The organism is Streptomyces sp. NPDC048664 (assembly GCF_040650555.1).
GTDB lineage: Bacteria > Actinomycetota > Actinomycetes > Streptomycetales > Streptomycetaceae > Streptomyces.
On record NZ_JBEZHK010000013.1, the window covers coordinates 86,751 to 107,265 of the forward strand.

The following is a 20,515-nucleotide window of genomic DNA, read 5'->3' on the forward strand; positions in this document are numbered from 1 at the left end:
GGTAACTGTCGCGCACCGGCCGGTGCGGCGGCCGTCGTTGACCGAGTGGGTGCAAGGGCTGCCGGGTCTGTCGGGGCGGGGGCGCCGACTGCTGCTGGAAGGAGACACCGAACACCGGTACGCGGGCAGGACGGCCGCCGATTCCGGCTACCGGCTGACGATGGCCCTGGCGGTCGCGGTCTCCCAGCCCGGCCGGGAGTGGACCCTCGCGCAGTGGTGGGAGGCACTGGTGCTGCGCCCGACGGCGGGCGGCGCCTGGGCGCGGTCGCTGCGCTCCCGCAAGGGGGAGCGGTACGCCGAGGGCAAGCTCGCCGGGATGCTCGACAAGGCACGTGCGTACGTGGGTACTTCCGGCACGATCGTGTGCCGGGCCGATGCCATGGTGGCGATCGCCCGCCTGCGGGCCGCCGTGGAAGCCGTCGTGTGGCCGGGGCCCGGTGGCGGCACCGATCTCAAGAACCTCACTGCGCGGCTGCAGCTGGCCGAACAGGCCGGCGGACTCGGGCACGAGGTCTCGGTACGGCAGCTGGCCGAGCTGATGGGATGCGCCGGCTCGACCGTGAAGCCAGCAACGCCCCGCCTGCGGGAGGCCAAGTGACTGCTCCTGGTCGCGGCCGGCACCGGAGAGCACAGCTCGACCTGGTCCCTGCGCATCCCCCCGAAAAGCCCGAAGACCAGAAGTCGTGTGCGCGCCCGGGACACCGTCCAGCCTCGGGGGAGAGGGGGGGCAGAGGGTGTCCCGGGCGCGCACACGGAGCGGGAGTTGAGCACGCGCGCGCTGGGCTCCGTGATGGGTACCAACGCCTGTCACCACTACGCCCACGGCACCTTCGGCGCCCGGATCCTCGCCGCCCTCGACCCGCTCGACGGGGCCGACGTCGCGTCCTTGGCCGCGGCGACGGGCCTGCACCGCACCACGGTGCGCCGCCGCTTGGACAAGCTCGTCGAAGACGGTCTCGCCGAGGAGGCCGACGGCCTGGTCTACTTGCCCCGCCACCTGGCCGGCGGCGCAGCCTTCGCCCCGACCCCGACCAGCTCGAGCACGTCGCGCTCACCCGGGGCACCGCCGGCCTGGGCGAGCGGCGCCGCAAACGACACGGCGACCAGCGGCGCTGGTACCGGCAGTGGCTCACCGAACGCGCGCAGTACGCCGTCGAGCGGCGCAGGTCCGCCCGGCCTCGGCTGCGGCTGGTTCCCGAGGGCGTGGTCGACGAGAGCACGGGCGAGCTCCGCGACACCGCATGGCGGGGGTGGAACATCGACGACCCGTACCGCCCGACCTGGCCTGACGACGGATCACCCGAGGCGGTGTGCGGATGACCTCACGACAGGACGGCACGTGCGGCCCCGCGCCGGTCGATCGTGGCGGAGCAGGCGATGTTCCGCACCGACCGGCTGGACGTGTCTCCCACGACGCACTTCAGGTTCCGCCTCGGGACGGGCGTTGCTGTCCTAGCGTGGAAGGTATGACGGTACTGGTCGTGGGCGGCAGCGGGTTCCTGGGCGCCGAGCTGGCCTGCCAGGGACATGCAGCGGGCCGTCAGACGGCCGCCACCTTCCACTCACATCCCGGCGAGATCGCCGGAGTGACGTGGCACCGCCTTGATCTGCGCAACCCTGCGAGCGTGCGGGAGATCCTGGATGCGGTCAGCCCAACGGCGGTCGTCAACGCGAGCAGTGGCGGATCCCAGTGGGCAGTCACGGCCGAGGGCGGGATGCGCCTGGCCCAAGCCGCGGCTCAACGGGGAATCCGCCTGGTCCACGTCTCGAGTGACGCCGTCTTCTCCGGCCGCCGCCACGACCCATACGACGAGACGTGCCTACCCGACCCGGTAACGCCGTACGGGGCGGCCAAGGCGGCGGCCGAAACCGTCGTGCGGCTCCTGGACGAGGGCGCCGTCGTCGCACGGACCTCGCTGATCATCGGCGATGGCCGGTCCGAGCACGAACGCATGGTGCACGCCTTGGTCGCCGGCACGCGGGACGGGGCCCTGTTCACGGACGATGTCCGGTGCCCCGTCCACGTCGGCGATCTGGCCGCCGCACTGTGGGAGCTCACCCTGTCCGATGCGGCTGGCATCTTTCACCTCGCCGGCCCGGACGCCGTCACTCGCCACGAACTCGGCACCCTCATTGCACAGCGAGACGGCCTTGACGCATCGCTGTTGCCGACCGCCCGTCGCGCCGACAGCGGCCTCCCTGGCGCACTCCGCGTCCACCTCGACAGCCGCGTCACCCAGAAAAACCTCGCCACCCGCCTCCGCGGAGCCCGGGAGTTCCTCCGACGCCAAAACCCCGACCACTGAACTGCGGCACGGCGCCAGCTCTCACCGCCCGCCTTGACCGGCAACGCGACCTGGTTGCCGCCACCACCGACGACAACCCCCAGAACCTCGCCCTTCGTTGCTGACTCGGAACCAGCCGCACAGCGAGTTCGGTGACGGCCTGGTGAGGGGCGGGGGGATACCGAGAGCAGGGCAGCTTCAGAACGTTGTGCGTACATCGCTGCGAGGATCCCCGACAGGGATCCGCTCCTCGTAGAGTCCGGCCCGCGCAGTGCGCCGCCACGGGCGGGCGCAGCGAACGGCCACGTCGATGTCTTCGTCCTGCGAGTCCAAGTCGATGTCCGCGATCGCGAGGGCGGGCTGTCCGTTCGCGGGACAGCGCGCCAGCCACCTCCCGCCGGGCGCCACGACCCCGGACGGCACCGTAGCGCTGAACTGGGACGGGACCGAGTAGCCGAGCCAGTAGTTGTAGAGCGTCCCGTACGCCTGCGCGACACGGGCACGGGGCGCGTCGTCGACCATCACCGACAGCAGGACGCAGTCGACGTCCAAGCGCTCGTACTCGTCGAACACCTCCGGAAAGTTCGCCTCGATACACAGCGCGAAGCCGAACCGAATGCCGTCCACCTCGATGACCAGCGGCTGGTGTCCAGGGGAGTACAGGTAGGACACCTCGGTGTGGGACAGGAACCTCTTGTCATACCGTGCGACCAGCTGGCCGCCGTCGGCGACGACGTAGAGGCTGTTGTGCGGTCGGTTCGGCGGTGTGAGCGGATGGACCGATCCGAACACCGTCCACAGCCCGAGCTTCCCCGCCAGCGCGGTGATCGACTCCGCTTCCTCGCGCATCACGTCCCACGCGGCACGACTCCAATCAGCCGGCACCAGCTCGCCGGCCGGGCCCGCCGCCATGACGTGCTTGCTCGGGTAGGTGATCGCCCCCTCGGGGAACTGCACCAACTGCGCACCTGCCTCGGCGGCCTCGACCATCAGGGCCCGGATCTCTTGCCCGGCTGCCCGCAGTGCACCTCGGTCAGTTGGGTCCTCCGGCACCGTGCTCTGCGCGACCGCCAGCCGCAATGCCCTGGTCACGCTGAGGCGCTCGTCGGGGGCAGAAGTCGTCGTCATCGCTCTCCTACGGTTAGGTGCTTGTTCGTGGACGCGGTGAAAGGCGGCTGGCACAGGGTCGAGGTGTCAGTGGGCCAGCTGGACGGGGTCGCCCCTTGCAGGGCCGGCGGTGAGGCGGGTGAAGTGCTCGGTCTGGATGATCCGGTTGCGGTCGGCTTCGGGAAGGCGGGCGAGGATGCCGGGCAGGGACCGCTCGCGTGCGACTTCGCCGCGGTGCGCGAGGATCGCGGCCCACTTCATGTCGGCCCACGGTGTGACGTCGACGCTGGTGGTCACGTACGAGTCCGGTACCGCGAGGATGGTCTTGCCCAACCCTTCCAACAGCGGGCCGAGCAGGCCAACACCGGACTCGGGGTGCGTAGCCGCGTACAGGGCGGTCGGCTGCCAGGGCGGGCCCGCTTCGGGATAAAGGTGGGCGAGGCCGGCCGCTTCGACGGCGAGGAGAGTGATCTGGTGCGTGCGTACGTGGTCGGGATCGCCGGTCAGCTGGCCGACCGCGTCGTGCCCGACGACGATGTCGGGCCGGAAGGCCCGGATGTGAGCGACGAGGCGGCCGACTGCTTCGTCGAGGGGAGCATCCACGAGTCGGGGCTGGCCGGGGGCCGCCTCGTGGTTGCGTGCGTCGTTGTAGCCGAGCAGCCGTGCGGCGCCGGCACCCAAGGCATGCAGGGCGTCTGTGAGTTCGGGGTGGCGGCGGCTGTCCGGCCCCCAGGTCGCGGTGACGACGGCGGTACGGGCGCCGACGGCGTGATGCTGAGCGAGCACGCCGCGCCAGCCAGGAGGCTCTCGTCGTCCGGGTGCGCGAACACCCCCAGCAGCGACGGCAGGCGCGGAAGGTTCATCGTGAAGAGTCTCCTTACGGGTGTGGTTCCGCGGTGGCATCGGCCGCCCGACGTCTCCTTGCGGCGGGCCGTCGGTCAGAACAGGGCCTCCTGTTCCGCGTCCGGAGCCGGGGGCGGCTGGGTGGGCTGCAATCCGGCGGCCATGTCCAGCTCCAGCAGCGTGCTCCACCGGCCGCCCGCGCACCCGTCGTCCAGGAGGCGGATCAGCAACTGAGCGGTGACCTCGACATCCGGCATCGCCCGGTGCCGTCCGGCAGGCTTGGGGATGCCGTAGTGGCCGAGCAGGCTGTCCAGTCCGTAGGAGCCAAGACCGGGCACGACGGCCTTGGCCAGGCGCAACGTGTCCAGCAGCGGCGTCGCGGCGAGTACGGGACAGTGTTCTGACTGGCGGGCGATGAGTCTGGCTTCTGCGGAGGCGTGGTGGGCGACCAGCCGGTACGGCGGTGTAGTCAGGCGCGCCTCGAGTTGCGCTATCACCTCGGCAGCGGGGGCCGCCGAGGTGAGCATTCGCTGGGTGATGCCCTTGAGCTGGACGTCCCGCGCGGTCACGGGCACGTCAGCAGGCGGTCGCATCAGATCCTCGAACCGGCCGGTTTCCACCAGTCGGCCATCCCTGGTGCACAGCGCCAGCGCCGCGACCTCGATCGGCTCGGCGGGCCGTCCTGCCGGGGTGAGGCCCTCGAAGTCGATCACCACGAACGTTGTCGCGGCGAAGCGCGGATCGTCCGTCAGCGCGGCCACGGTGTCACCTCCCCTGGAACCGCCGTCGGTTTCCGGTCTACGGCTCGGTCATCGCGCCGGGGGACTGGCCCGGAGCGACCCCCCGGGCTGGGCACCCGCTGCAGGTGCCGGGCTGCGTACAGCCGGTAGGAGACGTGGTTGTCCGGTTTCGGGGAGTCGATCGCGGTGACCGCCTCCATTCTGAGCCCGTGCTGGACCAAGAGGTCTTCCCACAGCTGCGGGGTGAGGACCCACATGTTCACTCGGTGGTCTTCGGTGGTACCGGGCAGCCGCAGGATCTCGGGGCGCGGCATCAACTCGGCCGACGGCCCGGTGCCGTCCGAGTTGGTGTGCAGCGCCGAGAAAAGCAACCGGCCTCCCGGGGCAAGGTTGTTGGCCAGGACTGGCAGCAGCCGGTCGGGGTCCAGGTACGGCATGGAGCCGACGGAGTAGATCAGGTCGTACGGATCGGCGTCGCGCAGGTGGGCCACGGCGTCGGCGCATACCAAGTGCAGACCCGGGGCGTCCGGGTAGCGAGTGAGGGCGCGCTGGTGCTGGGCGGGGGAGGCATCCACGGCTGTGACGTCGGCGCCCCGGGCGGCGAGGTAAGCGGCATGCCGGCAAAGGCCGCTGCCGAGGTCGAGGACGCGCAGCCCGTTCACGTCGCCGAGCGCTTCGATGCCGGGACCGACGTCGGGGATGCCCCAGTCCCACCGGTCCAGTTCGGGCAGCTCCAGCCTTCTGGCCAGTTGGTGGGCGCCGTAGACGTTCCAGGTCTCGACGGTGTCCGATTCGTTGGTCACCAAGTTCTCCATCCGGTAGCCGGGGCGGGGATCAGGGGCGCAGGGCGTAGCAGCGCAGGACGTCGAGGTCGGCGGTCCGGACGGCGGACCAGCCCGCGGTGAGGATTTCCGCCTGCGCGGGAGTGATGCCGAGGCCCCGCAAAGGGTCGGTAGCGGGGCGGCGCCCGGCGAGCTCGGTGACCACCCAGAAGGTCCCGCCCGGGGCAAGGAGGCGACGGACGCGGTCGAGGAAGGCGGCTTTGTCGTCGATCCATCGGTAGACCAGGCGGCAGGTGACGACCGCAAACGCCGGCTCGGGCAGGGCACGGAGGTCGTCGGTGGTGATGTCCATGCACCGCCACACCGGCTCGTGGCCGGGCCTCGCGTCCTGGGCGGCGGCGAGCGCGATGGCGCTGGGAGAGCAGTCGATGCCGGTGGCGCGGTAGCCGAGTTCGGCGAGGCGCCGGGCGAGCGAGCCGTCGCCACAGCCGATGTCGAGGGCCGGGCGGTCTCCGCCGGAGCCGAGACGGTTCTCGAGCAGCCGGTTCTCGGTGTCGTCGAGCTGCCGGTAGCGGCGGCCTTGGGACCAGAGCGGTTCCCAATAGGTCGCGGCCGCGGTGGACGTGGTGGTCATGATGGGGCTCCTTCGCGGGCGGGCGGCACGGCCGTACGGGCTGAGATCACGCGGTGTCGCCCGCCTCGTCACCGCCGGTGCGCCGCTGGAGTTCCCACAGAGACCGGAACAGACCCGGCTCCCGGGTGAGCTGCGCGTAGGTCCCCTCCTGCACCAGGCGTCCCTGGTCGAGGACGACGATGCGGTCGGCTACGGCGACGTTGGCGAGCCGGTGCGTGATCAGGAGGATGGCCCGGTCCTTGGCCAGCTCCCGCAGCCCGGTGAAGACGTGGTGCTCAGCTCGGGCGTCGAGGGCGGCCGTGGGCTCGTCCATCACCAGCAGGGCCGCGTCGCGGTGGAAGGCCCGGGTGAGCACGACGCGCTGCCACTGCCCGCCGGACAGCTGTTGGCCGCCGAACCACTCGGAGGTCAACAGGGTGTCGAGGCCGGACCGGAGAGCGGGCAGCATGTCGGTGGCGCCGGACGCCGCACAGGCCGCCAGGACGGCGGCGTCACTGCGGTCGCCCTGCCCGAAGGTGATGTTGTCCCGCAGGGTCAGCGGCAGGTACGTGTACCTCTGCGGAGCTAGGGCGACGTGCTTCCACGCCTTCCAGGGTTCCATCTGGGCGGTTGTGGTGTGGTCCCAGGCCACCTCGCCGGAGGTGGGCAGGAGCAGTCCGCAGATCAGCCGGGAAAGCGTGGACTTCCCCGATCCGTTCTCCCCGACCAGCGCCACGATCTCGCCGCGCCGCACGCGCAGCGACACCCCGCTCAGGCTGTCCCGGTCGGCGCCGTCGTACCGGTAGGTGACGTCGCGGACCTCGAACCGCTCCGGGGCCCCGGACAGCGTCTTCGTACCGCGCGAGCCGGCCATGGCCTGGCCGTGGGCATTGTCGAGGAAGTTCTGCCAGTCCTGCACGTACCAGCCGGTGCGCACCAGCCGGGCACCACCGTTGATGATTCCGCGGACGGATCCGGTCGCGGTCTGGAGGGCGAAGACCGCGCCGCCTCCGGCCGCCAGGTCCATGTGCCCGGAGGCCAGGAGCCATAGCAGCGCGGCCCACACCGCGGCCGAGGCCACCCCGCCGGCGGCCGCGCCAGCCAGGCCCATCCACGCACCGGTGTCCGCGGCCTTGCGTTCGGCAGCGTTGACCGAGGCGGCGAGCCGCCGGTACCGGCCGAGTAGGAACGGGCCGGCCAGGCAGGCACGCATCTCCTCGCTGGACTCCATATAGGCCATGTGCCAGCGCAGCTTGTGGAGCATCCGGCGCCGGCCGGAGGTTTCCAGGCCCGCCAGGTACACCACGCGCGCGGCCCGAACGTACGCGGCGGCCTGCGGCAGACACGCCAGCAGCAGCAGAGGCAGGAGGACCGGGTGGATCACGGCGAGGACGGTGGCTCCGGCCGCGAGGGTCGCGGTGGCGGCCAGCACGTCCTGGGCTTCCTCCACAAGATCGGGTGTGACCTGGGACCCGCGGTCGGCGATGTCGTAGAAGTCGTTGTAGCCGGGCTGGTTGTTCGCGGCGAGCTCGGCGCCGAGCGCCGCCTCGATCATGGTGAGCTCCGCGGCCCGGGCCAGAAAAGGCCGCAGCCGCCCGGTCAGCCACGTCACGGTGATGCCCAGTAGGGCGCGAAGGCCGGCCGCCGCGGCGATGACGGCCAGCTGTGGGGCCGCCTCCCACAGCCGGTCGGAGATGTCGCCGGAGGAGATCAGCGCGGTCAGGGTTCCGGTGACGGCCAACAGGCCCAGGGCCGCGAGCACGCCGGTGCCGACCTGGCAGGCGAGCAGACCGGACGTCGCGACCCGGTCCACTCGCCAGGCCATCTTCAAAGAGCGCAGCACCAGCGCGGGCAGGCGCCGTGCCATCGTGACGGTCGTCATCTGCGCCCCGGCCTGAAGCCGAGAGGTGTCCCGGTAGAGGAATTCCTCCTCCTGCGGCGTGCTCACGGTGTCTTCCGCAGGACTCGCCTCCGATACGGCCTTGCCCTGCTGCGCGGATGTACTGCCCGTGCTCAAGCTGCTCCCCCGATCTGTCGGTCACGCCTGGTCCATGAGGCTCAACGAGCGAGCCGAGATATCGAACTGGTGTTTTTCGGTCGCTCCGGATCTCCCGAGATAGAGCGGGTTGCGGCGCGTGGAGAATGCATGGACCCGTCCGCCACAACGGGTCTGCCGAGCTGCGGGGTTGGCCGAATCGCCGAGGTTCGCGTCGGCGAGCGGGCATGGTCTGGCGGGCTGGCTGCGGCAACGATGAGATGTGCCCCGCACTGCCGCACGGGGTCGATATCGTGGTGCTGGTGCGCATGATGGATGCCGAGTTCGGTTCCACGACTTTCGTGGTCGTCGATGTGGAGATGCGCCGCCAGCCCGGCGGCCTCGTTCCGGCGGCCGTAGCCGCCCTCGCTCTCAGTGGCGAGGACTTCCAGCCCCTGTGGCGGGTTCACCAGGAGATCCGCGAAGAGCATCACTCCTCTTGGAAGAAGCCGCGGCCGCCCCGCCTGCCTCACGAACTCCCTGAAGGATCCGCTGGCCTCGCCCTGCGGGAGATCGAGCGGTATGTGACGGAAGGGCCGCACCGGATCGTCGCCGCGCTGGGCCTCATCGAGGCCTCGCTGCTGCACAACGAGCGGGCCGCGTGCCCGCGCCTGGCCTCCCTGACCCAGTGGGACGCGGTGGAGCTCGCTCGAACCGCCTGTCCCGGCGTCGAGGGAGGGTTCGAAGAGCTGGCTCAGCATCTGGGCGTGCCGCTGCACCCGGGACGCCGGCCCGCCACCCAGGAGGCCTGGACGGTGGCCCAGGTATTTCGACACGCGGTCGAGCGCGGTGCGGCCGCGAGCCGATGGTCGACCTTTGCCCAGCTGGAGGAGATTGCCGGCACCGTGCCGAAGCCGGTCGAGGAGAAGTACCTTCCGCCGCCCACGGTGCAGGGCTCGCTGTTCGACTGAGAGCGCCCAGCTCCGCCCGGGGCCCCAGCCCGGGCCGCGGGTCATGTCCGGCGTGCGATGACGACGCATCGTCTGCTGTCCCCGGCGAGGGCGCTGCCGTCATACCCGCCGAACGTCGCGTGCACCGTGAACCCAGCCTGGGCGAGGGCCGACCGAAGGTTCTCAGGGGTGTAGAGACGCGAGGAGCTGTGGTACGGCTCGACATGGCCGTCCTGGTAGCGGGTGGACATGCGGCTGTTGAGCCGGGCGGTCTCCGGGTCCCAGGTGGTGTGCACGGTGGTCGTCGCGTCGGGACCCTTCAGGACTCGGGTGCCCACTTTGGCCGTGGCGCTGTTGGGCGGGAAGTGGTCCATGCCCAGGAGGGCGCCGGGCTGAAGGACGCGGGCGGCCTCCTTCAGGACGTCGAGGTCTTCCTCAGGGGTGTCGAGAAACCCGAAGCTCCGCAGCATCAGCACGGCATCGGCGGAGGCGTTGCGGAAGGGCAGCGCCCGAACGTCGGCGCGTACGAATCGGGGGCGTCGGCCGTCCGTGCCGGCCGACGAGGCCGCATGCGCGAGCATGTCGGGGGACAGGTCCACCCCGACGGTGCGGTGGAAGCCGCGGCGGGTGAATTCATGCGTGTGGCGGCCGAAGGCGCAGCACAGGTCGAGGATCGCCTGGCCGGACTCGAGGCCCATGCGGTGGATGAAGAAGTCGACCGTGCGTTGCGTCTTGGCGTGGTTGTGGTGCCCGTAGCGCTGGTGGGGGCCGCGGCCCCGGTAGTTGGCGATCCACCAGGGCTCTTGATCGGCTACGGCTTGGTTGCGGGGCATGGCACTCCGAGGGCACGAGAGGACGGGGCGGTGGGGTTCTGGTTGGTTGTCGCGGTGCCCCCGCCCTCGGGCGGGGGCACCGCGGGTCAGCCGGGGATGAGGCGGGGCACGGGGACAAGCAGGCCGTCGCGGACGGCGAGAACCCGCATGCCCGCCTCCAGCGCGGATGTGATGCCATCGGGTGCATCGTCGACGGCCAGGCATCGGGCGGGGGCTCGCTCGATCAACCGGGCGGCCTCCAGGTACGCGTCGGGGGCCGGTTTGGCCTGGGCCACAGACTCGGCCGTCACCACCACTGGCAGAAGCGCCCCGAGGCCGAGCCGCTCGATGACGGGGTGGATGAGGATTCCGGCCGCGGCAGAGGCGACGGCCCGCGGCAGGCCAAGGGCCTCGGCCCGGCGCAGTAGTTCGACCGTGCTGTCGATCAGCCGCGGCGGCGGGCCGCCCAGGAGCAGGCGTCGGCTGGCCGGCACGATCTCCTCGACCGGGAGCGTGCGCGGGCCTGCCAGGCGGGCGATGACCTCGCGGATGGGAAGCCCGCAGTTCAGGGCGTACCACTGTGCGTCGACGTCCACGCTGTACGGGGCGAGTGCCTGCCGGAGCGCGCTCAGCCGGATCTCGGCGTTGTCGACGACGGTGCCGTCCCAGTCGACGACGACGCCGTCGACGTCCTGGAGCAGCTCGTCCACCTCGGGTGAAGCCGCCGGGACGGGCTGCGGCGGGAGGTTCACGGTCATCGTCCCTCCGCCCAGCTCTTGGCCTCGCGCTGGATGGTCTCGGCGAAGCGATGCAGGTCGGCCTCGGTGGTCTGCTGCTGGAGGGTGACGGCCAGCATCCGGTCCACGGCCTGGGCGGCGCGCGGGCAGTTGGCCGGGCTCAGGTCCTGGCAGGCCGGGTGCTGGTGTGCCGCCCGGAGCCGGTAGGTGCCGACGGAGTTGGCGACCCCGGCCTCGGCCAGGCGGGTGCTGAAGTCCCGGGGGCGGTCGAGATCGACGCGCCACAGGGCGCTGTACCCGTTGGGGGCGTCGTCGGGAGCAGGGGCGTGCACGGTGAGTCCCGGGGTGTCGCCGACGAGGTCATAGAGCTGGAGGGCCTGCTCGCGGCGCCGCGCCACGGCCTGGTCCAGGGCCTTCAGGTTGTGCCGGGCGAGCGCGGCGAGGGGTTCGGCCAGGCGGTAGTTCATCCCCCGCCGGCTGGCGGCCGGTGCGCCGGGGGCGGGGGTGAGCCAGTGCGTACGGTACGCGGCGGCGCGGGCGGCGAGTTCGTCGTCGTCGGTGAGGAGGTAGCCGCCCTCCCCACAGGAGATGATCTTGCCGTCCTTGAGGGAGAAGCAGCCGATGCCGCCGACCGTGCCAGCCGCGCGCCCCCGAGTGGTGCTGCCCTGGGCCTGGCAGGCGTCCTCCACGACGTGCAGGCCGGCCGACTGCGCGTACGCGACGAGGTCGATCAGGCCATCGGTCCGTCCGGCGAGGTGGACGGGGACGATCGCGCGGGTGCGCTCGGTGGTCTTGGCGGCCACGTCAGCCAAGTCCATGCCGCGCCCGTCCTCGGCGGCGTCGACGAAGACCGGACGGGCGCCGGCGGCGGTTACGGCGGACACCGTCATGATCACGGTGGCGGCGGGGAGGAGGACCTCGTCGCCGGGGCCGACGCCGCAGGCGACCAGCGCGGAGTGCAGCGCCGCCGTGCCGGAGGAGACCGCGATGGCGTGCCGGACTCCGTGGCCGGTGGCGAGTTCGGCTTCCATGGCGGCGGCCTCGACGCGGCCGGCCGGGTCCGGCATGCGGTCGATGGACGCCTTCAGCGCTTCCAGGGCGTGGGAGGTCGTCGTCACGCGGGGCTCCCGGAGGTCGTGGTGCCCAGCACCCGGTCGAAGTCCATCAGGGGCCACATGTTCACGCAGTCGACGCTGAACAGGGCGCAGTCGCTTCCGCAGCCGGAGGGCTTGCCGAAGAGCTTGGCCGCGTCGGCGCCCTTGATGGTGCGGTGGCGCTCGGTGGGCGTGGCGGCCATCTTCAGGGAGGAGGGGCAGTCCCAGAGCGAGCCGTCGGGCTCGGCGAAGTACAGGGTGTCCCCGCCGAAGCAGCCCTCGACGGCTCCGGTGAGGTGGTGGATGGCGGAGGCGACCTGGCCGGGGTAGGTCCTGGGCGGGAGCTGGAGGGGGAGGTCGGCGGCGTAGAGACGGTCGAACTGTTCCTCCAGGACTGGGAGTTCGGCGTCGGTGAGGACCAGGGTGTCGTAGAGGCTGTGCCCCTCGGGCAAGGCGACCGGCTGGGGCACGGCGTAGTCGCAGCCGAGGTCGGCGGCCAGCTGCGGCACGCCGAGGACGTCCGGCAGGTTGAGCTTGGTGATGACGGTGTAGAGGCCGACCCGGGGCCGGGCCTGCGGGCCGCGGGCGGCCAGCAGGGCCTTGATGCCGCTGACGACGCCCTCCCAGCCATCGCCGTCCTTGCGGGGCGGGCGCCAGGTGTCGTTGTAGTCGGGGTCGGTGGAGTCCAGCGAGACGGAGAAACCGTCCACTCCCAGCTCCACCAGGCGGCGGGCCATGTCCGGCTGGTTCAGGGCCACGCCGCTGGTGCACACCACGACCTCGAGCCCTCCGCCCTTGAGGATCTCGATGAGGTCGAGGATGGGCCGCCACATGAGCGGCTCGCCGCCGGCGAGGAAGACCCGCCCTACGGCCGAGCCGGCCAGGGTGCGGGCGAAGGCCATCACCTCCGCGGTCGGCAGGTCGTTTGGCGAGAAGTGCGACAGCAGGCCGGGGGTCTTGGCGACGCGCTGCTCGTCGAGCCAGGTGAAGTAGCAGGGCTTGCACTTGTGCGAGCCGCAGTAGGAACGCAGCGCCCACAGCAAGCTGACGGTCCTCGGTATCGCGGTCATGGTCTTCCCTCACGTAGTCGGAGGCGCGGCGGCCGCGCACGGACAGCCGCCGCTGCTCGGTCGGCTGGTTCGACGGGTGTTCAGCCGTGCCAGGGGTTGTCGGGGCTCTGCAGGAGCCGTACGCGGGCGTGCTGGGTGGCGAACTCGTCAGCGCGGGTGTGCCGCTGCTTCCACAGCACGGCGAGCCAGCGCAGGGCACAGGTGCGCTGGGCGGCGAGGAAGAGGTGGCGGTTGGCGGGGGTGATGCCGAGGTCGGGCAGGAGCGTGATCCAGGTGCTGTCGGGGATCTCGCGGGCGCTGATGTGTTCGATCAGGTCGGCGGCGTCGAAGTGGACGGTGCTGTGCCCGCTGTACTCGAAGTCGACGCAGGGGCTGGAGGCTTCGTCGCGCAGCCAGTTGTTGAGGTTGGAGTCGCCTCGGGAGAGCACGGCCGGGGCGGAGGTGTCGTCGACGAGTTCGGCGTCGCCGCTGGCGTGCCAGGCGGTGAGCAGGGCGCGCATGTCGGCGGTCAGCGGGTCGTCCTCGTGGCCGGCGAGGAGTTCGGGCCAGCTGCCGGTCAGGCGCAGCATGTAGTGGGAGCCGGAGTCGATGCGCTCCAGTTCGGCCATCAGCCCGGACAGGGGCACGGCGTGGAGGCGCTCGGTGGTCTGGGCCAGGCCCTTGAGGGCGGCTTCCAGGTCGGGGCTCTCCAGCAGCGGCGTGCCCTTCAGCAGCGTCATGCCGATGGCGGGGACCTCGTCGTGCTGGTCGAGCCACAGCGGGCGGGGGACGTCGTCGGCCTGGTGCTCGGCGAGCAGGGTCAGGGCCGCCCACTCGCGGTCCACGCGCCGGCGGTGGTTGCCCTTGGCGTAGAGCTTGACGCAGATGGGCCCGGCCTCGGGGTCGTCCCAGGCGTAGACGTGGTTCTGGAAGCCGCCGGTGAGCGGGCGCAGGCCGTGGCCGGCGAGCACTTCCTTGAGGCGGATCTCGCTGCCGGTGCGGGCGACGCGCAGGTCGGTGAGGAGCTCGGCGGGCGGGGCGAGGCGCGTGGGGTGCATGCGGGGTACTCCGTGACGTCTGGTGGTCGGCGGTACGGGAAGAACGGGTCGGTTCGCTCTACCGCATGGAAGAACTGTGTTCGGCCGGGGCGGGTATCGGGACGCGTTCGGCGATCGCGTCGACGACGGCCTGGTGGACCTGGTCAGGTGTGAGTCCGAGGACGTCGACGGTGACCAGACCGGGGTCGTCGGCGGCGAGGTGGCCGTAGGCGTCGTGGACATGGCGCAGGAAGGCGTGCTGCTCGGCGGTGTAGGGCTGGCCCTCACGCTGGGCGGCCCGGGTGATGGCCTCGTCGGCGGGCAGGCGCAGCCACACGGCCACGTCGGCCGGCGGCCCGGACATCGCGGAGACGGACCGCAGCCACCCGATGCCGTCCGCAGGCCGGCCGGGGTGCTTCTGCAGGAGGGTGGCGAGGCTGTACGACTGGATGGTGTGGATGCCGCGGTCCTCGATGACCGTCTGCCCGACGCTGAGGGCCGGGGCGATGTGCGTGGCGACGGTGTTGGTGCGGATCGCGGTGGCGAGCATCGTGTCGGTGACGATGTTGCCGTGCCGGGAGAAGGGGTCCCCGCTGGCGAAGAGGTCCAGGAGCGTGCTGCCCAGGGTGTCCTCGGTGCGGGTCAGGTTGTCGGGCAGGTAGTTGACCGGCACCTGCTCGCGGGTGAGGTGGTCGGCGAGGAGCCGGGACTGCGTGGTCTTCCCGGCGCCGGGAAGACCCTCGAACGCGATCAGCATGCCGGGCTCCCCGCTGTGGCCGCCCACGGGGTGCCCGTGGTGGTGGCCGCGACGATGTCGAGAACGGCGTCGCGCAGGCCGGGCGCCGTCGTGATGGTGGTGAGCGAGTCGGGGGTGTGCGGGCTGCCGTCGGTGTCCATGATGACGGCGCCGGCCTCGCGGGCGAGGACGACGCCCGCGGCCATGTCCCAGTCGTGGTTGCCCAGGGTGATGGTGGCGTCGAGGGTGCCGTCGGCGACGAAGGCCAGATCCACGGCGGCGGACCCGAGCATGCGCACGCGCTGGGCCTTCTCGGCGAGGTGGGCCTGGATGGCGAGGGCGACGCGGTTGCGCTCGGGGCCATCGGGTCCCGTTCCGTAGTCGCCGACGGCGATCATCGCCTCGGGCAGCGTCCTGGTGCCGGCGGCGCTGATGCGCTGGCCGTCGCGGAAGGCGCCCAGGCCCTGGGCTGCCCAGTAGCGGCGCCCGATCAGGGGCAGGTGGATGACGCCGAGGACGGGCACGCTGTGGTGGACGAGGGCGAGGGAGATCCCGCACAGCGGCAGGCCGCGGATGAAGTTCGCGGTGCCGTCGACCGGGTCGATGATCCAGTGGGTGTCGGCGTCGGTGTCGCCGCCCTCCTCCTCGCCGACGAATCCGATGCCGGGGGCCCCGTCCAGGAGGGACTTTCGGGCCTCGCGTTCGATGGCGAGATCGACGTTGGTGACCATGTCGCGGTCGCCCTTGGCGGTGATCAGGTCCGGGGTGAGGTCGCGCAGCTGCTGCTCGGCCCGTTCGGTGACCGAGCGGGCGAGGTCGAGCAGCGCCGGGAGTTCGGGGCTCATGCGGTGGGGGTTCCCTTCGGGACGGTTCGGGTGGGCGGGTGCTCGGCCATCAGGTAGGCCAGGGCGGTACGGGTGCAGTCCGGGACGGGGGCGCTGGTGTCCAGGCGCAGCGCGGGGACGGTGATCGGCTCCGCGGAGGCCTTGAGCCGTCGGTAGAGGTCGGGGTCGCGGTTGGCGGCCGGGTGGGTGCCCGCCTGCACGTCTCGGTTCAGGCGGGCGGCGGCGACGTCGTCGCGGCAGACGCATTCGATGATGCGCAGCGGCCGGCCGGTCTCCTTGGCCAACCGCTGCACGTCCTCGACCTGGTAGCGGCGTGAGCAGGTGCGCCCGTCGAGGACGACGGCCCCGTCCGGGTGTTCACCGAGGTGCCGTCCGGCCGTCAGGTGCATGACGTGGACGCAGAAGTCGTCCTGTTCCCGGGTGTAGGCGACCAGGTGCGGGCCGAACAGCGCGTCGCGGATCCGGTCCTTGTCGAGCAGCAGGGTCTTCGGACCGAGCGCGCGGGTCAGTTCCCGACCGAGGGTGGTCTTGCCGGTCCCGGGCAGGCCGGCCAGTTGCACGATCACCGGGCGACCTCTTCTCGACCCGGCCCGCCAGCCACCGGCGGCGGGCCGGGAACCAGGTCGGGCAGGCGGCTGTGCAGCACCGCCCATCCTGCGCGGAGCGGCTGCGGAACCGCCGCCGCGGCTTCGTGGGAGGAGTCCGGGGCGGCCAGGGCGAGGCGGGCGGCGTCGGCCAGGCCGGACCAGCGCGGGCGTGCGGCGAGACGGGCGAGAGCGTGCGCCAGCGCGTCCGCCTGGGCGAGCACGGGCAACGCCTCTCCGCCGTCGCCGTCGCCTGCGGCCTCGGTCCGGGCAAGAGCCGCCCGTACGTCCGCCGGGTCGGCGGTGTGGCCCAGACCGGTGGTGATGTCGATGCTCACAGTGGGCGTCAGCGCGTCCCCGGTGGACCGCCGGCGTGTGTGCGCACCGCGGCCCGGCTGGGTGAAGCCGAGTTCAGCCAGCACATCCAGGGCCGCGTCCCGGTCGGCGGCGTCGACCAGGAGGTCGATGTCGGTGAACTGCCGGAGCCCGCCGGGCGGGTACAGGGCGGTGTCGTACGCGAGTCCGTTCAGCACCGCGACGGGCACGTCCCGGCCGGTGAGCGCCCGCACGATTCGGACGGCTTCGTTGCGGTGGAGCTGGTTGTGCAGCGTGTTGGCGCGCGCGATCTGGCCGAGGACGGAGCGCATCGGACGGGAAAGGCTCGCGTCCGGGGGGCCGCTCAGGAGACGGTGGGCCAGCAGGCAGACCAGCTTGGCGTCGATCGCTGCCTCCAACACCGTGCCGAGCGGGACGGAAGCCGGCGCGGACGGGCGGATGTCCGGGTGGGGATCGCACAGCCACCGCAGGGCCGCTGCGGCCGGCCCGTCTCCCGCGGGCAGCGGCGGCGTCGCAGCGGTGGGCCTGGCGGGGGCGTTCACCCGTGTACCTCCGCTCCAGTGCCGAGGAGGCGGCCGACGGTGTCGGCGAGGGCGGCCGGGTCGGCACCGGCGTGGATCCGGTAGCAGGGCAGTTCGGCCAGGGCGTCGACCACGCAGCTCAGGTTGCCGTCGGTGATGGCCGGGTCGGGTGCGGGCCAGAGCCAGTGGTTGATGTGGGAGCTGGGCCCGCAGCCGGGGTCGGTCATGAACAGGCGTGTGTGCAGCAGCTCGTCGCGGGCCTCGGCGCCCGCGACCGGCTCGGCGCTCACCGTGGTCCGCTCGAGGTCGAGCCGGGGGAAGAGCAGCATGGCCGGGCGGACCGAGCCGAGGACCTGGCCGTCGCCGGACAGCAGCCGGTCGAAGTCCCACGGCTCGATGGGCACCTTGGGCCGGCTCGACCACCGCTGTTCGGCGGGCACTGTGCGCTGGGCTTCGGGGACGAGACCGGCCAGGTGCGGCAGGGCGGCCAGTGTGCCGATGCCGGCCCGCAGCCGCGCGGGCCACACGTACCCGGCGAGCCCGCCCTCCTCCTCGGCGCGCAGCAGCAGCCGGTCGTTGGTGACGTAGTTGGCGCCGAGGCGGTGGAGGCCGGCGAGCAGGGTGGTGGTCTTGCCGCGGCCGCGGTGTCCGGCGATGACGACGCCGCGCCCGCCCAGAGAGAAGGCCGCGGTGTGCGCGTAGACCGCGCCGTTCTCCAGGAGCTGGGCGGTGATGGCCTGCCGGGGCAGCCGCGCCGCCCAGTGCAGCGCCGCCGCCTCCTTCGCGCAGCGCACGGTGATCGTCGCCTGCTGGGTGTCGGTCACGATCAGGGTGTGCAGCGCCTCCACCCAGAAGGCGCGGCCGCCGGGCCGCGCGAGGACGGCGGCCGTAAGGCGGGGCCCGATCTCGACCGTGGGAGCGTCGGTGAAGCCCTCGACCTCTTCGTACGCCGGGCCGCCGTCGACCAGGAGGTTGATCTGCCAGTGCGCGAAGGCCGGGCCGGTCTGCTCGTAGGCGTACAGGGTGCCCGTGGCGTGGGTGAAGGCGGCCTTCGAGTTGGTGCGCAGGCAGACGCTGGCCTCGGCCTGAGTGAACGTGGTCTCCCAGAGACGGCCCGGCTGCCGGGCGGGGACCTGGTCGTTGGTGGGGGCCGTCACGGGCGGTCTCCTTCCGGCCGGGGCTGCGCCTGGGGCAGGTGCGTGCGGGCCGCGTCCACCAGCCGGGACATCCGGTCGGCGCAGGCGGAGGTGTGGAGGGCGACGAGGCCGTTGGGGCCGACCGCCTCGCGCAACCACGCCGGCTCGACGGCCCGCACACCGCGCCCCCAGTGGTCGCGGCCGCGCCGGGACCCGGTGAGGGTGAAGCCGGTCCCGGCCCGGATCGCGGTGATCTCCACCGGTGCGCTGGAGCGGTACTTGACCTCGGCGTGCTGGGCGGCGTGCCGGCTGGTGTGTTGCTGCTCGGTGCCGGGCAGGTCGGTGTAGATGTTGAACACGGTGGCGGGGCCGTCCAGGACCGAGGTCTGGTGCCAGGCCCCGAACGGCACGGCGACCAGGTCGCCGGGCCCGCACGCCTGCCAGTTCAGCACCGGGGTGCCGGACGGGTCGTGCCAGGCGGTGATCATCAGCACGCGCCCGGACAGGACCTCGAACACCTCGAGCTGGGCCGGGGTGTTCCAGTGGCCGATCGAGCGGTTGAGTTCGCCGCCGGGCAGCCGGCCGGGCCGATAGACGCAGAGGTCGGCGAACCACTCGGCGCCCAGGGCCCGGGTGGGCGGGAGGATGTCGCGGTGCGCGGTGTAGAGCACCGGGTCACTCCCTCCCTCGCAGGCGGCGCGGGCGGCGCCGGGGTCGGCCAGGTAGCAGGCCGGCGCCCCGTTCGCCGCGGTGGCCAGCAGGTCGGACAGGTGCCGGTCCACTCCGTCGCCCGCGGCGCTCAGGAGGGCCGTGCCCGCGGCGGGGCCGGGGCCGGTGGCCAGGTCAGTCATGGGAAACACTCCGTGAGATCAGCTCTGCGGCGGCCGCGCTGCACGAGGAGACCAGCAGGTCCGGCAAATCGGCGAGATCGGCGAAGTCGGGGACGGGGGGCCGGGCGGCCTCGCGGCGGGGGTTGTAGTGGATGGCCCGGCATCCGGCGACCAGGGCACCGTCCACATCGGTGAGCAGGTCGTCGCCGACGTGGACGACGCGACCGGGCGGCATGACGGCCCGCTCGGCGACGGTGGCGAACACCTCGGGTCGGGGCTTGGCCACTCCCAAGTCGCCGGAGAACAGCAGGTCGTCGAACCGGTCGAGCAGGCCGAGATCGGACAGCAGCAGCCGGTGGACGTCCGACGGCGTGGCCAGGGTGTTGGACGTCAGCACCAGGCGCCCTCCCGCGGCCTTGATCGCGTCCAGGGCCTCGCGCGCCCCGGGGATCGGCTGCGGGCAGGCCCGCAGCACCGCGTGCGTGTGCACCGCGAGCAGCAGCTTCAGCAGATCGGGCGCATCCCAGTCGATGCCGAGCTCGTCGAGCACCGCCCCGACCTGAGCCTCGACGCCGGGCTGCGCTCCGGCCGTCCGCTGCTGGTGCGCCGCCTCGGCCCGGGTGCGGCCCACGATCTCGCTCAGCTGCTCCGGCGCCGGGTGGTGGCCGTAGGCGTGAAGGACGCGGTCGAACTCCATGATCCGCCAGGCGTCCGCGGCCTTCCGGTCCCCGTGGGTGATGAGGGTGCCCCACAGGTCGAGGCTGACCGTCCACCCCGCCAGGGGCAGCACGGAGCCGGTCACCGGGCATCTCCGTGCGGACACGTGGAGGTGGGCTGGCTGCGGATCCACGCGGCGGTCGCGGCCGGGTCGTCGCTGCCGAAGAGCAGCGAGCCCGCCACGACGCCGGTGGCACCGGCGGCGACGAGGTCGGGCACCGTGTGCTCGCGGATCCCGCCGTCGGCCAGGAGGGGGATGTCCGTGCCGCGCCGGTCGAGGATCTGGCGGATGACCCGCATGCGGTCCAGGGCCTCGGGGACCATGCCGGTGCCCTTGGTACCCAGCGGGGTGCCCACCATGGTGACGGCGTCGACGGATTCGAGGAGGTCCTCGACGTGCTCGGGGGCCAGGTCCAGGGTGAGCGCGAGGCCGGCCGCCTGGCCTCCGGCACGGATGCGGGTGATCGCCTCCAGCGCTCCGTCGGCTTCGGCGTGGACGGTGATCAGGTTCGCGCCGGCGTCGGCGAACGCCGCGGCCAGCTCGGCCGGACGGTGCGCCATCAGGTGGACGTGGAACGGAACCTCGGTGCGGGGGCGCAGGGTACGGACCAGGTCGGGGAAGAAGATCGCGTCGGGGGTGAAGGAGATGTCGGAGGCGTCGATGTGGAAGGAGTCGGCGTACGGGCCGATCCGCTCGACCTCGGCGGTCAGCGCGCCCAGGTCGGCGGACCACAAGGAGGCGTCGATGATCGTCCGCTCGCGCGGGCGGTCGGTCAGGAAGGACAC

At 72.2% G+C, this 20,515-nt stretch carries 22 protein-coding genes and 1 pseudogene; 4 read left to right on the forward strand and 19 right to left on the reverse strand.

The features are described 5' to 3' along the window. Positions 1-37 precede the first annotated feature (37 nt). The 3 genes from AB0C59_RS16660 to AB0C59_RS16670 all read left to right on the forward strand — a co-directional run bounded on the left by AB0C59_RS16660 (position 38) and on the right by AB0C59_RS16670 (position 2,306). On the forward strand, positions 38-598 hold the full coding sequence (locus AB0C59_RS16660) for a hypothetical protein (RefSeq protein ID WP_363005054.1): 561 nt from the start codon (positions 38-40) through the stop codon (positions 596-598). Between the two features lie 192 nt (positions 599-790). Further along, positions 791-1,456, forward strand: a complete 666-nt coding sequence (locus tag AB0C59_RS16665) for a helix-turn-helix domain-containing protein (protein ID WP_363005217.1) — start codon at positions 791-793, stop codon at positions 1,454-1,456. Between the two features lie 10 nt (positions 1,457-1,466). Then, positions 1,467-2,306, forward strand: a complete 840-nt coding sequence (locus AB0C59_RS16670; protein ID WP_363005056.1) for a sugar nucleotide-binding protein — start codon at positions 1,467-1,469, stop codon at positions 2,304-2,306. A gap of 177 nt (positions 2,307-2,483) precedes the next feature. On the opposite strand, the gene AB0C59_RS16675 is transcribed toward AB0C59_RS16670, so the two are convergent. The 6 genes and pseudogenes from AB0C59_RS16675 to AB0C59_RS16700 form a co-directional block, all read right to left on the reverse strand. After that, positions 2,484-3,413 (reverse strand): carbon-nitrogen hydrolase family protein, encoded by a 930-nt coding sequence (locus tag AB0C59_RS16675; RefSeq protein ID WP_363005058.1) that lies wholly within the window; start codon positions 3,411-3,413, stop codon positions 2,484-2,486. A gap of 66 nt (positions 3,414-3,479) precedes the next feature. After that, positions 3,480-4,255, reverse strand: a pseudogene (locus tag AB0C59_RS16680) (PIG-L family deacetylase). 75 nt (positions 4,256-4,330) lie between these two features. Next, complete coding sequence (locus AB0C59_RS16685; RefSeq protein WP_363005060.1) at positions 4,331-4,996, reverse strand: 3'-5' exonuclease; 666 nt, start codon at positions 4,994-4,996, stop codon at positions 4,331-4,333. After that, positions 4,984-5,778 carry a class I SAM-dependent methyltransferase gene (locus AB0C59_RS16690; protein ID WP_363005062.1) on the reverse strand — a complete coding sequence of 265 codons (795 nt, stop codon included), beginning with the start codon at positions 5,776-5,778 and terminating at the stop codon, positions 4,984-4,986. Before AB0C59_RS16690 ends, AB0C59_RS16685 begins: the two co-directional genes overlap by 13 nt. Before the next feature lie 31 nt (positions 5,779-5,809). Next, complete coding sequence (locus AB0C59_RS16695) at positions 5,810-6,391, reverse strand: class I SAM-dependent methyltransferase (protein WP_363005064.1); 582 nt, start codon at positions 6,389-6,391, stop codon at positions 5,810-5,812. A gap of 46 nt (positions 6,392-6,437) precedes the next feature. Further along, positions 6,438-8,318 carry an ATP-binding cassette domain-containing protein gene (locus tag AB0C59_RS16700; RefSeq protein ID WP_363005066.1) on the reverse strand — a complete coding sequence of 627 codons (1,881 nt, stop codon included), beginning with the start codon at positions 8,316-8,318 and terminating at the stop codon, positions 6,438-6,440. Between the two features lie 275 nt (positions 8,319-8,593). On the opposite strand from AB0C59_RS16700, the gene AB0C59_RS16705 reads away from it, so the two are divergent. Continuing rightward, positions 8,594-9,316 carry a hypothetical protein gene (locus tag AB0C59_RS16705; RefSeq protein ID WP_363005068.1) on the forward strand — a complete coding sequence of 241 codons (723 nt, stop codon included), beginning with the start codon at positions 8,594-8,596 and terminating at the stop codon, positions 9,314-9,316. 41 nt (positions 9,317-9,357) lie between these two features. On the opposite strand, the gene AB0C59_RS16710 is transcribed toward AB0C59_RS16705, so the two are convergent. From AB0C59_RS16710 to AB0C59_RS16770, 13 genes are all read right to left on the reverse strand, one after another. Then, positions 9,358-10,128, reverse strand: coding sequence for a class I SAM-dependent methyltransferase (locus AB0C59_RS16710; RefSeq protein ID WP_363005070.1), 771 nt, complete (start codon positions 10,126-10,128; stop codon positions 9,358-9,360). 86 nt (positions 10,129-10,214) lie between these two features. Next, positions 10,215-10,865 (reverse strand): HAD family phosphatase, encoded by a 651-nt coding sequence (locus AB0C59_RS16715; protein WP_363005072.1) that lies wholly within the window; start codon positions 10,863-10,865, stop codon positions 10,215-10,217. Next, positions 10,862-11,962: an aminotransferase class I/II-fold pyridoxal phosphate-dependent enzyme gene (locus AB0C59_RS16720; RefSeq protein WP_363005074.1), complete on the reverse strand. Its 1,101-nt coding sequence runs from the start codon at positions 11,960-11,962 to the stop codon at positions 10,862-10,864. Before AB0C59_RS16720 ends, AB0C59_RS16715 begins: the two co-directional genes overlap by 4 nt. Next, positions 11,959-13,008: a radical SAM protein gene (locus AB0C59_RS16725; RefSeq protein WP_363005076.1), complete on the reverse strand. Its 1,050-nt coding sequence runs from the start codon at positions 13,006-13,008 to the stop codon at positions 11,959-11,961. Before AB0C59_RS16725 ends, AB0C59_RS16720 begins: the two co-directional genes overlap by 4 nt. Before the next feature lie 80 nt (positions 13,009-13,088). Continuing rightward, positions 13,089-14,045: an aminoglycoside phosphotransferase family protein gene (locus AB0C59_RS16730; RefSeq protein ID WP_363005078.1), complete on the reverse strand. Its 957-nt coding sequence runs from the start codon at positions 14,043-14,045 to the stop codon at positions 13,089-13,091. Positions 14,046-14,103: 58 nt separating this feature from the next. Beyond that, positions 14,104-14,781, reverse strand: coding sequence for a dTMP kinase (locus tag AB0C59_RS16735; RefSeq protein ID WP_363005080.1), 678 nt, complete (start codon positions 14,779-14,781; stop codon positions 14,104-14,106). Further along, a complete protein-coding gene (locus AB0C59_RS16740) occupies positions 14,775-15,605 on the reverse strand; it encodes an inositol monophosphatase (protein WP_363005082.1) in 831 nt (276 codons plus the stop codon). Before AB0C59_RS16740 ends, AB0C59_RS16735 begins: the two co-directional genes overlap by 7 nt. Next, complete coding sequence (locus tag AB0C59_RS16745; RefSeq protein WP_363005084.1) at positions 15,602-16,171, reverse strand: AAA family ATPase; 570 nt, start codon at positions 16,169-16,171, stop codon at positions 15,602-15,604. The genes AB0C59_RS16740 and AB0C59_RS16745 overlap by 4 nt, the downstream gene beginning before the upstream one ends. Next, positions 16,168-17,067 carry a nucleotidyltransferase family protein gene (locus AB0C59_RS16750; protein ID WP_363005086.1) on the reverse strand — a complete coding sequence of 300 codons (900 nt, stop codon included), beginning with the start codon at positions 17,065-17,067 and terminating at the stop codon, positions 16,168-16,170. The genes AB0C59_RS16745 and AB0C59_RS16750 overlap by 4 nt, the downstream gene beginning before the upstream one ends. Continuing rightward, positions 17,064-18,203: a hypothetical protein gene (locus AB0C59_RS16755; protein WP_363005088.1), complete on the reverse strand. Its 1,140-nt coding sequence runs from the start codon at positions 18,201-18,203 to the stop codon at positions 17,064-17,066. The genes AB0C59_RS16750 and AB0C59_RS16755 overlap by 4 nt, the downstream gene beginning before the upstream one ends. Continuing rightward, positions 18,200-19,033: a hypothetical protein gene (locus AB0C59_RS16760; protein WP_363005090.1), complete on the reverse strand. Its 834-nt coding sequence runs from the start codon at positions 19,031-19,033 to the stop codon at positions 18,200-18,202. The genes AB0C59_RS16755 and AB0C59_RS16760 overlap by 4 nt, the downstream gene beginning before the upstream one ends. Further along, positions 19,026-19,814: an HAD family hydrolase gene (locus tag AB0C59_RS16765; protein WP_363005092.1), complete on the reverse strand. Its 789-nt coding sequence runs from the start codon at positions 19,812-19,814 to the stop codon at positions 19,026-19,028. Before AB0C59_RS16765 ends, AB0C59_RS16760 begins: the two co-directional genes overlap by 8 nt. After that, a complete protein-coding gene (locus AB0C59_RS16770) occupies positions 19,811-20,515 on the reverse strand; it encodes a ribulose-phosphate 3-epimerase (RefSeq protein ID WP_363005094.1) in 705 nt (234 codons plus the stop codon). Before AB0C59_RS16770 ends, AB0C59_RS16765 begins: the two co-directional genes overlap by 4 nt.

Coding starts and splice junctions, on each gene's coding strand:
- AB0C59_RS16665 (WP_363005217.1), top strand. CDS start 791: ATGGGTACCAACGCCTGTCACCACTACGCCCACGGCACCTTCGGCGCC.
- AB0C59_RS16670 (WP_363005056.1), top strand. CDS start 1,467: ATGACGGTACTGGTCGTGGGCGGCAGCGGGTTCCTGGGCGCCGAGCTG.
- AB0C59_RS16675 (WP_363005058.1), bottom strand. CDS start 3,413: ATGACGACGACTTCTGCCCCCGACGAGCGCCTCAGCGTGACCAGGGCA.
- AB0C59_RS16695 (WP_363005064.1), bottom strand. CDS start 6,391: ATGACCACCACGTCCACCGCGGCCGCGACCTATTGGGAACCGCTCTGG.
- AB0C59_RS16705 (WP_363005068.1), top strand. CDS start 8,594: ATGGTCTGGCGGGCTGGCTGCGGCAACGATGAGATGTGCCCCGCACTG.
- AB0C59_RS16710 (WP_363005070.1), bottom strand. CDS start 10,128: ATGCCCCGCAACCAAGCCGTAGCCGATCAAGAGCCCTGGTGGATCGCC.
- AB0C59_RS16715 (WP_363005072.1), bottom strand. CDS start 10,865: ATGACCGTGAACCTCCCGCCGCAGCCCGTCCCGGCGGCTTCACCCGAG.
- AB0C59_RS16725 (WP_363005076.1), bottom strand. CDS start 13,008: ATGACCGCGATACCGAGGACCGTCAGCTTGCTGTGGGCGCTGCGTTCC.
- AB0C59_RS16730 (WP_363005078.1), bottom strand. CDS start 14,045: ATGCACCCCACGCGCCTCGCCCCGCCCGCCGAGCTCCTCACCGACCTG.
- AB0C59_RS16735 (WP_363005080.1), bottom strand. CDS start 14,781: ATGCTGATCGCGTTCGAGGGTCTTCCCGGCGCCGGGAAGACCACGCAG.
- AB0C59_RS16740 (WP_363005082.1), bottom strand. CDS start 15,605: ATGAGCCCCGAACTCCCGGCGCTGCTCGACCTCGCCCGCTCGGTCACC.
- AB0C59_RS16760 (WP_363005090.1), bottom strand. CDS start 19,033: ATGACTGACCTGGCCACCGGCCCCGGCCCCGCCGCGGGCACGGCCCTC.